Genomic DNA, 12,679 nt, shown 5'->3' with positions numbered 1-12,679 from the left:
GTTACGCATAAACCGGTAGGCGGCGGCAAATGGCTTGAACTTTTTCTTTAGTTTCAGCAATCACTTGCTCATTGTTGATGTTGTCTAACACATCACACATCCAATGCGCGAGCTGTTCAGCGTCTTGCTCGGTAAAGCCACGGCGTGTAATCGCTGGTGTCCCCACACGAATGCCTGAGGTGACAAACGGGCTACGTGGATCGTTCGGCACACTGTTTTTGTTCACTGTGATATTCGCGGCACCGAGCGCAGCATCCGCTTCTTTACCAGTGATCTCTTTGTCAATCAAATCAACCAAGAACAAGTGGTTGTCGGTTGACCCTGACACGATGTTATAACCGCGTGCTTGGAACCCCTTCACCATTGCACGGGCGTTATCAATCACGCGCGCTTGATAGGCTTTAAACTCAGGTTCCATCGCCTCTTTAAACGCGACAGCTTTACCCGCAATCACGTGCATCAGTGGGCCACCTTGGCCACCTGGGAACACTGCAGAGTTGAGCTTTTTGTAGAGGTCTTCACCCGCATTAGACAGGATCAAACCGCCGCGCGGCCCTGCAAGGGTTTTGTGGGTGGTGGTGGTGACCACGTGTGCATGCGGTAATGGATCTGGATACACGCCTGCTGCAATCAAACCAGCAACGTGTGCCATGTCCACCATGAACCAAGCGCCCACTTTGTCGGCGATTTCACGCATACGCTTCCAATCCACCACTTGCGAATAGGCAGAGAAACCACCAATGATCATTTTCGGCTTATGTTCCAGCGCGAGCTGTTCCATTTGCTCGTAATCAATCTTACCCGCTTCATCAATGCCGTACGCAACCACTTCATAGTGTTTGCCTGAAAAGTTGACAGGAGAGCCGTGCGTTAAGTGGCCACCATGCGCCAAGCTCATGCCCAAAACCTTATCGCCTGGGTTTAGCAGCGCCATATACACAGCACTGTTAGCTTGTGAGCCAGAGTGAGGTTGCACGTTAGCATATTCACAACCAAACAATTCACACGCACGCTCAATCGCAAGAGCTTCCACTTTATCGACATGCTCACAGCCGCCGTAATAACGCTTGCCGGGGTAGCCTTCGGCATATTTGTTGGTCAGTTGAGAGCCTTGCGCTTCCATGACGCGTGGGCTGGTATAGTTTTCTGACGCAATCAGCTCAATGTGTTCTTCCTGACGAGCCGTTTCTTCTTCAATGGCTGCGAACAGTGCCGGATCGTAATCCGCAATCTTCATGTCACGCTTTAGCATTTGTCTCTCCTGACTCAATGGTGGCGGGCTATTACCCTTAAAGCGAATGCTATCCGTACCCAAGTTGGCCCGATAGCTCGAATGGTTTTGATATGGCATAGTGCGCCACACCTTGGGTTAGTCGCCTTACACATTTAAAGTGACTAAACCAAGGCAAACAGGCGGAAAAGTCGGCATTTTAAAAGCCCGACGCAAACGTTTACGCTACCGCCATTACTGCGTTCGTCATTCTACAAAAAAACCACTGTAACAGGTAGTGTCAATCGGCCGTTTTTTTTATACGTCGGTTGTGCCAGATTAGTCCGCCATACAGAAACGCAGATTGTGCGCTGTAAACAATTTACACGCGAGTATCAAATTGCTGACATCCTATCAGCCAGTGATTTACTTGGCTGACTTTTTATTACTTTCATTTGGCGATAAAATCCGCGCCCGCAATTCCCATTAACCTTATTTAACCGCCGCCCCAGTTGGGTTTTGGCGGACTTTTTGTTGCTGTTTATGTAGGGAGAAGCCGTGTGAGCCGATATCAACACAGCTTAAAAGAAGATGTGATCGCCATTGCCTCTGGGGCGTTTCTCGTCGCACAAGGGGTGTTTTTCTTGCAACAGGCCGGACTGTTAACCGGCGGGACGACTGGCCTTGCTTTGTTAGTCAGCCAATTTACTGACCTTTCCTTCGGCACCCTGTACTTTCTGTGTAACTGGTTTTAACGTACTGGTGCTTTATTGTCAGGACAAGTTTGGGATCTCGGCAGGAAAACTACAGATGGGCATCGACTGTACCATCTTGGCATTGTCTTTCTTCCTCATCGACCTCAATCTCTTGATGTGGTCGGTGGTTGGCGCGATTGTGCTCAACTTAGTTTTGGCGATGAATCATAAGCCGGGTCGTTATCAAGCGCATCCGGCCAACCCTAGCGCGTAGTCAATCACCACGCCACACAAACAACAAAGCCAAGCATCACGCTTGGCTTTTTGTTGCTTACCGTATTAGTCCAACTCGCGATATTAAATCGCTTCTTCGTCTTCTTCACCGGTACGGATACGCACCACGCGTTCAACATCGAAGACAAAGATTTTACCATCACCAATTTTACCGGTTTGTGCGGTATCAATGATGGTTTCAACACACTGTTCTGCGACATCATTCGCGACCACGACTTCCAACTTGACCTTAGGCAGAAAGTCGACCATGTATTCAGCGCCACGGTAAAGCTCAGTATGACCTTTCTGACGACCAAAACCTTTTACTTCTGAGACAGTCATCCCCGTGATGCCCACGTCGGCAAGTGCTTCGCGTACGTCATCGAGTTTAAATGGCTTGATGATGGCTTCAATTTTTTTCATTCCGTTATCCTTCTCGTTGGCCGCAGCCGGTCCTGATGGATCAGTTGTTTAGCTGAAATTGTATCGCAGCCGGATAAAAAATCATCCATCGATTCACGCTTATCACTAAAAAGCCGCCATAGATTGGCGGCTTTGATTGGTATAAGGCTTATCCCAGTGTGACCCGCGCGTTGCGGAACATGCGCATCCACGCACTGTCTTCGCCCCAATCATCAGGGTGCCAAGAGTTAGCAACCGTACGGAATACCCGCTCAGGGTGCGGCATCATAATGGTGACGCGACCCGACTCAGTGGTCAGCGCGGTAATGCCATTGGGTGAGCCATTCGGGTTGGCAGGATAGGCTTGTGTTGGCTGGCCGTGATTATCGGTGTAACGCAACGCCACCGTGCCTGACGCCTCAATAGCCGCTAGATGCTCTGCATCACGCACCTCAACGCGTCCTTCACCATGCGATACCGCAATGGGCATCCGTGAACCCGCCATCCCAGCAAAGAAGGCGGATGGGCTTGATTGCACTTCCACCAGGCTAAAGCGCGCTTCAAAGCGCTCCGACTCATTACGAACAAATCGTGGCCAGTGTGCGGCGCCTGGGATCAGTTCATGCAGGTTCGATAGCATTTGGCAGCCATTACACACGCCAAGTGCCAAGGTATCTTCACGCGTAAAGAAGTCACTGAATTGATCGCGCGCGCGGCTGTTAAACAGAATTGATTTCGCCCAACCTTCACCAGCGCCTAACACGTCACCGTAAGAGAAACCGCCACAGGCCACCAGCCCTTGGAAACCGTCCAAACTGACGCGTCCTGAGAGAATATCACTCATATGAACGTCCACAGCGTTAAAGCCAGCGCGATCGAAGGCGGCGGCCATTTCCACATGCGAGTTCACGCCTTGCTCACGCAAAATAGCCATCGTCGGTTGTTGACCGGTAGCGATATATGGCGCAGCAATATCTTCATGCACGTCAAAGCTCAGGCTGGCGTGCAACCCAGGATCGGCCGCCTGCTTGGCGTCAAACTCTTGGCGGGCACAGTCCGGATTATCGCGACGCGCTTGCATCTGATACGTGGTTTCAGCCCAAATCTGACGCAGGTGCTGGCGACTGGCTTGATAGATAGGCGCCTCACTGTGACGCAAGATAATCTCATCGCTATCGCTTAAGCCGCCAATCAGGTGGCTGCATGCGGTTAATTGATGTTCATCCAACACCGCATTAACACGCTCGAGATCTTGCGCTGCCACTTGGATCACCGCGCCCAGTTCTTCGTTAAACAGCACCGACAAGGCATCGTCGCCTAAACGGGCGATATCCACGTCAATACCGGTGTGACCGGCAAACGCCATTTCCGCCAAGGTGACGAACAGTCCGCCATCGGCTCGGTCGTGATACGCCAGTAGCTTTTGCTCTGCTACCAAGGTTTGCATCGCATTGAAAAAGCCTTTTAGGCGGGCGCTGCTGGTGACATCGGCAGGCTTATCGCCCAATTGGTGGTAAACCTGAGCCAACGCGGTTGCGCCCAGACGCTGCGCGCCCTCACCGAGGTCAATCGCAATCAAGTGGCTATCACCTTTATCGGTACGCAGTTGTGGGGTCACGGTACGACGCACATCTTCCACGCGGCCAAAGGCGGTGATAATCAGCGACATCGGCGCGGTGACGGTTTTGTTTTCACCGTCTTGCTGCCACTGGGTTTTCATCGACATCGAGTCTTTACCCACCGGAATGGTCAGTGACAGCTCAGGACACAGCTCCTCGCCCACGGCTTTAACCGCTTCGTACAAGCCGGCGTCTTCGCCCGGATGACCTGCCGCGGACATCCAGTTCGCAGACAGTTTAATGTTAGTCAGGCTACCAATATCGGCACAGGCAATATTGGTAAGTGCTTCGCCGACCGCCATACGGGCAGAAGCAGCAAAGTCGAGCAAGGCAGCTGGGGTACGCTCACCCATCGCCATCGCCTCGCCGTGATAACTGTCATAGCTGGCCGCCGTGACCGCACAGTTAGCGACGGGTACCTGCCAAGGGCCGACCATTTGGTCACGCGCAACCAGTCCGGTCACCGAACGGTCACCGATGGTGATCAAGAAGGTTTTCTCCGCCACCGCCGGCAAGCGTAAAACACGCTCACAGGCTTCCGCTAGCTCAATGCCTTGGGTGTTAAGCACTGTACCTGTCACTTGCTGACGCGTCACATCTCGGTGCATTTTGGGCGCTTTACCCAGCAAGATATCCATCGGCATGTCGATAGGAGTATTGTCGAAGTGGCTGTCTTCAAGCGACAGATGACGCGCATCGGTGGCCTCACCAATCACCGCGTACGGCGCCCGTTCACGCTCGCACAAGGCTTCAAAAAGCGCCATATTTTCCGGTTTAACCGCCAAGACATAACGCTCTTGTGACTCGTTACACCAGATAGCGAGCGGACTCATTCCCGGCTCATCATTAGGAATGTCACGCAAATTAAAGCGTCCACCGCGGCCGCCATCATCGACCAGCTCTGGCATCGCATTGGACAGGCCACCTGCGCCCACATCGTGGATAAAGGCAATAGGATTATCGTCGCCAAGCTGCCAGCAACGATCAATCACCTCTTGGCAGCGACGCTCCATTTCTGGATTCTCACGCTGTACCGAGGCAAAGTCTAAGTCTTCCGCCGACTGGCCTGATGCCATCGACGATGCTGCACCGCCGCCAAGGCCGATGTTCATCGCCGGACCACCTAACACAATCAGTTTGGCGCCCACGTCAATCTCGCCTTTTTGCACATGGCCGTCACGGATGTTACCCATCCCACCGGCGATCATGATGGGTTTGTGATAGCCACGTACTTCCTCACCGGCATGTGAGGTCACCAATTGCTCATAGGTGCGGAAATAACCCAGCAAGTTAGGTCGGCCAAATTCGTTGTTAAACGCCGCGCCGCCTAGCGGGCCTTCCAGCATAATATCGAGCGCAGTGGCAATGCGCTCAGGCTTACCATAATCGCGCTCCCACGGCTGAATAAAGCCCGGAATTTTGAGGTTAGAGACGGAAAAACCGACCAATCCTGCTTTGGGTTTGCCTCCGACACCGGTTGCCCCCTCATCACGAATCTCACCGCCAGAGCCTGTTGCCGCGCCTGGCCACGGTGAAATCGCGGTAGGATGGTTGTGGGTTTCCACCTTCATCAAAATATGAGCCGGCTCATGGTGATATTGATAAGTGTGGCTATCAGGGCTGGGGAAAAAGCGCCCAACGCTTGAGCCCGTCATCACGGCTGCGTTGTCTTTATACGCCGACAGCACGTTATCTGGGGTTTGCTCATAGGTGTTTTTGATCATTTTAAACAGCGATTTAGGCTGTTTTTCACCATCAATGGTCCAGTCGGCGTTGAAAATTTTGTGTCGGCAATGCTCTGAGTTGGCTTGCGCAAACATCATCAGTTCGATGTCGTTAGGATTACGCCCCAGCTGGGTGAAGTTCTCGACCAGATAGTCAATTTCATCTTCTGCCAGTGCCAACCCTAAGGCTTGGTTGGCCTCGACTAAGGCGGCGCGGCCACCTGAGAGAATGTCTACGCTATGCATCGGCGCAGGTTCCGCTTGCTCGAATAGCACCGCGGCAGCCTCAAGCTCACTGAACACAGCTTCCATCATCCGATCGTGCAACAATCCGGTTAAGGTTGCGTGTTGCTCACTGGTCAAAGGAGCAGATAACTGAATATAGTACGCCGTACCGCGCTCCAAGCGTTTCACCGCGTCCAAGCCACAGTTATGGGCAATATCGGTTGCTTTGGATGACCACGGCGACAAGGTGCCGGGACGAGGCGTAACGAGAAACAGCGTCCCTTCAGGCGCATGCGGCGGTAAAGTGGGCCCGTAAGTCAGCAACTTTTCGAGCTTTTCGCGACTCGCGCTATCCAAGGGGTGATGCAAATCAGCGAAGTGAATAAACTCAGCATACAGTGCCGTAACTGGCAACTGATGCGCTTGACAGCTAGCCAGCAGTTTATTGACACGAAACTCAGACAGTGCGGGGGAACCACGCAAAATATCCATGTGCGTACGTCTCTCGTTAGCAGTTAGTGAAAGGGGTATACCCAAATTAACACGCGTTGGCATGTAAACTTGGGTATCACAACTCACACTGGCAGCCTTTGCTCTCTGCAGGTTTACGCCCATTTTTTGCTGGCCTTTTAAGCAAGCGGCGGCCATTATAGGGGAAAATCCTCACGGGCAACACACCTGACGCAACCGTTTGCGCAAAAAATTTCCCCTCTATCGGTCGGACGCCTATTCACGTAGAATGGAGGGTCCATTGATCACGGCCTGTGTCTTCACGCCGGCCCGCAACAAGAGCAACAGCCTTTGAGACAGCGTCGATTTACTCTGCCATCTTGGATTGCCTGCGTGGCCCTTTTGCTGCTAACCCTGCCTTTGGCGGGCTGTGATTGGCATTTTGATGACCGTACGACTCTCGAAAAAATCCGCGATCGCGGCGTGCTAAGAGTGGGCACACTCAATAATCAGCTTTCTTATTACATCGGCCCTAATGGCCCAACCGGCCTAGATTATGATTTAGCCAAGCGCTTTGCCGATAAGCTGGGCGTAAAATTGGAAATGACGCCTACCTACACGCTCTCCGGGCTCTTTCCCGCCCTTGAGCGCGGCGATGTCGACATTATTGCCGCGGGCCTGACCATCACACCGCAACGCCTTGACGCCTTTCGCCCCGGTCCTGCGTACTATTTTGTTAGCCAACAAGTAGTGTATAAAAATGGCCACTGGCGACCGCGTGATGTCGATGATTTCAACCGAGATGATGCTGTAATGGCAGTGGTTGAAGGCTCCAGTCATGACTTAACATTGCAATCACTGAAACAAGCCCATCCTGCACTGTCTTGGCAAGTCGTCCAAGATGCCGATGACGACGAACTCCTAAAACAAGTCGCGAATGGTGACATCGACTTTACCATTGCTGACTCCGTCGACATTGCGCTGATCCAACGCACCCACCCTGATATCACCGTCGCGATGGAACTGAGCGAAGACGAACCAGTCGCTTGGTTTATGAAAAAGCAAGGCGATAGCAGCGTTTACGCCCTGATGGTGGAATTTTTTGGTGACCTTGCTCAAAGCGGTGAACTGACGATTTTGGAAGAGAAATACTTTGGTCACGTGGATCAGTTTGATTACGTCGATACCCGCGCCTTTTTGCGCGCGATTGAGAGCAAACTGCCCAAGTGGGAGCCGCTATTTAAAAAATACGCCAATGAATTTGACTGGCGTTTACTCGCCGCCCTGTCTTATCAAGAATCACATTGGAACCCGCGCGCTATTTCACCGACTGGTGTGCGCGGCATGATGATGCTGACCTTACCGACCGCAAAATCTGTCGGCGTACGCAACCGACTTGATCCCGAGCAGAGCATTAAAGGCGGCGCCCTTTATCTGCAACGGGTATTGGAACGCGTACCGGATAGCGTGAACCCGCACGAACGTATTTGGTTCGCGCTTGCCTCGTACAATATCGGTTTTGGCCACATGATGGATGCACGCCGCCTCACGGAGGCACAAGGGGCCAACCCTAACTCGTGGAGTGATGTGAAAAAGCGTCTGCCCATGCTTGCCAAGCGCCAATACTATACCCAAACACGCTACGGCTATGCGCGTGGATACGAGGCGTTAAGCTACGTCGAAAATATCCGCCGTTATTATCAAAGTATTCTAGGCTATGAAAAAGCGCATATTGAAGCGCTCGACAATGAGCAGGTTGAAGACTTAGGCGGCCTACAAACCATTGTTGCGCCAGCGCCTGAGCAAGAGTCTGAAACCGTCACAGACACTGACGAAACGTCACCACAAAGCGACGCTAACCAGCAACAGCAATGAGGGCAGTATGGTTCCGAGAAAACGGCTCGTGAGAAGTAACTTCCGTAAAAACACGATTTCCGCCGCTAACCGGCGTAAGCGCATGCGTCAAAATATGCACAAGAAAGTGCTTTGGCGACAACGTACGTTTGCCATCCGCGAGTTCGCCGCCTTTGACGATGCGTTTTAACCCTCGCCCTGCTCTCGAGCCGCTTTTTTAGCGGCTTTTTTTTCGGCTCGGCGACGACGAAAAAACGCTTGAAGCTGCTCACGGCAAGCATCCTCAAGCACCCCCCCTTGCGATGCCACGTGATGATTCACGCCCTCGTAACTGAGCAAGTTCATCACCGATCCTGCCGCACCGGTTTTAGGGTCGGAGGCGCCAAAATACACGTTGCGAATACGGCTATGTACCATAGCCGCAGCACACATTGGACAAGGCTCTAAAGTGACATACAAGTCAGCATCAATCAGGCGATAGTTCCCCAGCACTTGACCTGCTTGGCGCAGTGCCATGATTTCCGCATGCGCAGAGGCATCATGTTGGGTAATTGAACGGTTCCATCCGGTCCCGATAATCTCCCCTTGGTACACCACCACAGCCCCGACCGGCACTTCACCCTCTTGCTCGGCTTTTTCCGCCAGCGTCATGGCGTGGCGCATGTATTTTTCGTGCTCGTTTGATGGCGTTTGCAACTCGCTCATTCAAAACCCTGTAACTTCACCCATTGAGATGGCGCCAAGTATACGACACAAATAAGCCGGCTCGAAGGCCGGCTTGTCTGTCGTCACGTAGGAACGCGTTATTGAACCAAGTATTGATAGCTTGCTTGAATGCCCAACGGCAACCCAACCGCCCAATAAGCCAGAAGGAAAAGCGTCCAGCCCACCAGCATAGTGATGGAGTATGGGATCATTAACGAAGCCACAGTGCCAATCCCGGTCGATTTCACATAGCGCTGGCAATACACCACCACTAGCGGGAAGAACACCATCAATGGCGAAATAATGTTAGAGACAGAGTCACCCACACGATACGCCGCTTGTGATAGCTCAGGCGAAATGCCGACAACCATGAGCATTGGTACGAGAATCGGACCAATCAGTCCCCATTTTGCCGATGCCGACCCGATCAGTAAGTTGACCATGGCGGTGAGCAAGATCATACCCACAATCGTCATTTCACCCGGCAATTTCATCGATTGCAGCAACTCAGCGCCGTTGAGTGCTAACAAAGTACCAATGTTGGATTGGGTAAATGCAGCCAAAAATTGCGCACAGAAGAACGCCATCACCATGTACGCCCCCATAGTCGCCATGGTATCCGACATGGATTTGATTACGTCTTGGCTGGTTTTAAAGGTACCTGCGGTTTTGCCGTAGACAATGCCCGGAATAATAAAGAGCACGAAAATCAGCGGTACGATTGATTGCATAATCGGCGCATCAAATGCGGTCAGTTCCCCTGACGGAGAGCGAAGTGGCGATGTTTCCGGCCAAGCAGCAGCAACAAGCGCAGCAATTCCCACCAACATGGCCAAGCCTGCGCGGTTAAACGCTTTACCTTCAATCGCCGTGAATGAACCAAGGTCAGGAGCGTCTTCAGCATCCTCATCAATCGGCGTGCGGCTAAGGCGCGGTTCAATGATTTTCTCGGTCACAAACCAGCCTAATGCCACAATCAAAATCGATGACAGGCCGGTAAAGTAGAGGTTTGCGAGTGGATTCACCTGATAGGTATCATCCAATACGTGAGCGGCTGATTCGGTAAATCCAGCGAGTAAAGGATCAATGCCAGACGGAATAAAGTTCGCTGAAAACCCACCCGAGACACCGGCAAACGCGGCGGCAATCCCCGCCAATGGGTGGCGTCCCGCCGCATGGAAGATAATCCCGCCTAGTGGGATCACCAGCACATAGCCTGCATCTGCGGCAGTGTGGGATACAATCGCTACCAAAATCAGCATTGGTGTAAGCGCTTGCTTCGGTGTCACACTCAACATTTTCTTGAGGCCGGTGGTGATAAAGCCTGACTGATCAGCCACCCCCACCCCTAACATCGCAACCAATACAATGCCCAGCGGCGCAAAACCAGTAAAAGTGCTAACCATGTTGGCTAGAAAGTGTGCGAGCGCATCGCCGGTCAGTAAGTTGTTCACTTGCACCGCATTCCCCGTCAGCGGGTGAACGGCATCGAACTCAACTTGCGATAAAATGGCCGACAGTACCCAAACGGTAATCAAGCCCCAGAAAAACAACAGTGCCGGATCAGGAATACGGTTTCCTGCCCGCTCAATCATATTTAAAAACCGGTCTAACCCTCGCGGGCCGTCAGCATCCGCTGACTGACTAAGTTGACTGCTCACAGCTCACTCCATATTGTTTCAATGTCGCCACAGCACATGCCCTGACGCTGCCTTTAATGACAAATTAATGAAATATCGGCCCCAGTAAAGCAAAAATCAGCATAGTTAGCTACACATCAACCTGTTAGCAAAATGTTAACCGTCAGATATATTTGCTTTTCAGGACAAAAAACCGCAGTGAAGGGATAACCCTGAAACATTTAGAAACAAAAAAGCCCACGCTAGGCATGGGCTTTATGTCGTTAATCTGACGTTTTACTTTCTCAAACGATTATTCCCACTCAATCGTCGCTGGCGGTTTGCCGGAGACGTCGTAAACCACGCGGGAGATGCCGTCGACTTCGTTGATAATGCGGTTCGACACTTTGCCAAGGAAATCGTATGGCAGGTGTGCCCAGTGCGCGGTCATAAAGTCGATGGTTTCGACAGCACGCAAGGCAATGATCCAATCGTATTTACGGCCATCGCCCATCACGCCAACGGAACGTACCGGTAAGAAAACCGCAAAGGCTTGTGAGACTTTATCGTACAGATCGGCGTTGCGCAGTTCTTCGATAAAGATTGCATCCGCGCGACGTAAAAGGTCACAGTATTCTTTTTGGATCTCGCCCAGCACACGCACACCAAGGCCAGGCCCTGGGAATGGGTGGCGGTAAAGCATGTTGTAAGGCAGGCCTAGTTCAAGGCCAATCTTACGGACTTCGTCTTTGAACAGCTCTTTGAGCGGTTCAACTAAGCCCATTTTCATTTCTTCCGGAAGACCGCCCACATTGTGGTGCGATTTAATCACGTGTGCTTTACCGGTTTTCGAGGCTGCTGATTCAATCACATCCGGATAGATGGTGCCTTGCGCCAACCATTTGGCGTTTTTCATTTTGGTGGCTTGCTCGTCGAATACTTCAACAAACACACGGCCAATGATTTTACGCTTAGCTTCAGGGTCAGCTTCGCCTTTCAGCGCGTCAAGGAAGCGGTCTTCGGCGTTGACATGGACAATGTTGAGGCCGAAGTGGTCACCAAACATTTCCAGTACTTGCTCGCCTTCGTTAAGGCGTAGCAGGCCGTTATCCACAAATACGCACGTGAGCTTGTCGCCAATCGCGCGGTGAACCAGCATTGCCACTACTGAGGAATCAACGCCACCAGATAGGCCAAGGATCACTTCATCATCACCGACTTGCTCGCGAATACGCTCAACCGCATCTTCGATGATAGATGCAGGAGTCCATAGGCGCTCACAACCACAGATGTTCATCACAAACTGCTCTAGCATGCGTTTGCCTTGGCGAGTATGCGTGACTTCCGGGTGGAACTGTACGCCGTAGAAGCGCTTCTCTTCGTTAGCCATCGCCGCAAACGGACAGGTGTCGGTTTCAGCGATTTTGACGAAATCTTCTGGGATAGCGACCACTTTATCACCGTGGCTCATCCACACATCCAATAGCGCGGTGCCATCTTCTGCGATCGCATCTTCAATACCATCAAACAAAGCACTGTTGGCAACACGCTTAACTTGGGCATCACCAAATTCGCGGTGCTCAGAGCCGGCCACTTTACCGCCCAGTTGCTCAGCCATGGTTTGCATGCCGTAGCATACGCCAAGCACCGGCACGCCAGCATTAAAGACATACTCAGGCGCACGCGGTGAGCCAGCTTCAGCGACACTTTCAGGGCCACCGGAAAGGATGATGCCATCAGGGGCAAAATCACGAATATCTTGCTCTTCTACATCCCAGCTCCACAACTCACAATACACTCCGATTTCACGGACACGACGTGCAATCAGTTGCGTGTACTGGGAGCCAAAGTCGAGGATCAAAATACGTTGAGCATGAATGTTTTTGGTCATTATCTGGCTTTC

The 12,679-nt window shown here is 52.1% G+C and carries 8 protein-coding genes and 1 pseudogene; 3 read left to right on the top strand and 6 right to left on the bottom strand.

Annotated elements, in window-relative coordinates:
• Position 1 precedes the first annotated feature (1 nt).
• Complete coding sequence (glyA, locus tag BZJ17_RS02345) at positions 2-1,252, bottom strand: serine hydroxymethyltransferase (RefSeq protein WP_077639638.1); 1,251 nt, start codon at positions 1,250-1,252, stop codon at positions 2-4.
• A 518-nt stretch (positions 1,253-1,770) separates the two neighbouring features.
• Here glyA and BZJ17_RS02340 point away from each other — a divergent pair.
• A pseudogene (locus BZJ17_RS02340) lies at positions 1,771-2,179 on the top strand (YitT family protein).
• Between the two features lie 83 nt (positions 2,180-2,262).
• On the opposite strand, the gene glnB reads toward BZJ17_RS02340, so the two are convergent.
• Positions 2,263-2,601: a nitrogen regulatory protein P-II gene (gene glnB / locus BZJ17_RS02335; protein ID WP_069590688.1), complete on the bottom strand. Its 339-nt coding sequence runs from the start codon at positions 2,599-2,601 to the stop codon at positions 2,263-2,265.
• Between the two features lie 148 nt (positions 2,602-2,749).
• Positions 2,750-6,640 carry a phosphoribosylformylglycinamidine synthase gene (gene purL, locus BZJ17_RS02330; protein WP_077639637.1) on the bottom strand — a complete coding sequence of 1,297 codons (3,891 nt, stop codon included), beginning with the start codon at positions 6,638-6,640 and terminating at the stop codon, positions 2,750-2,752.
• Positions 6,641-6,991: 351 nt separating this feature from the next.
• On the opposite strand from purL, the gene mltF reads away from it, so the two are divergent.
• Entirely contained in the window at positions 6,992-8,473 is a 1,482-nt protein-coding gene (gene mltF, locus BZJ17_RS02325; protein WP_277868773.1) for a membrane-bound lytic murein transglycosylase MltF, read from the top strand.
• Positions 8,474-8,480: 7 nt separating this feature from the next.
• Positions 8,481-8,642: a hypothetical protein gene (locus BZJ17_RS17270; protein WP_167314748.1), complete on the top strand. Its 162-nt coding sequence runs from the start codon at positions 8,481-8,483 to the stop codon at positions 8,640-8,642.
• Here the strand turns inward: BZJ17_RS17270 and tadA are convergent.
• The 3 genes from tadA to guaA form a co-directional block, all read right to left on the bottom strand.
• Positions 8,639-9,157, bottom strand: a complete 519-nt coding sequence (gene tadA, locus BZJ17_RS02320; RefSeq protein WP_077455538.1) for a tRNA adenosine(34) deaminase TadA — start codon at positions 9,155-9,157, stop codon at positions 8,639-8,641. The two genes, BZJ17_RS17270 and tadA, sit on opposite strands and share 4 nt — an antisense overlap.
• 98 nt (positions 9,158-9,255) lie before the next feature.
• The gene (locus BZJ17_RS02315; RefSeq protein ID WP_077478915.1) at positions 9,256-10,818 is read right to left on the bottom strand and encodes an AbgT family transporter; all 1,563 of its coding nucleotides are present in this window, start codon (positions 10,816-10,818) and stop codon (positions 9,256-9,258) included.
• Positions 10,819-11,089: 271 nt separating this feature from the next.
• Entirely contained in the window at positions 11,090-12,667 is a 1,578-nt protein-coding gene (guaA, locus tag BZJ17_RS02310) for a glutamine-hydrolyzing GMP synthase (protein ID WP_077639636.1), read from the bottom strand.
• Between the last annotated feature and the right edge of the window lie 12 nt (positions 12,668-12,679).

The organism is Salinivibrio sp. IB574, assembly GCF_001996205.1.
Taxonomy (GTDB): Bacteria; Pseudomonadota; Gammaproteobacteria; order Enterobacterales; family Vibrionaceae; genus Salinivibrio; species Salinivibrio proteolyticus.
This window is presented reverse-complemented; position numbering and strand designations above follow the sequence as displayed.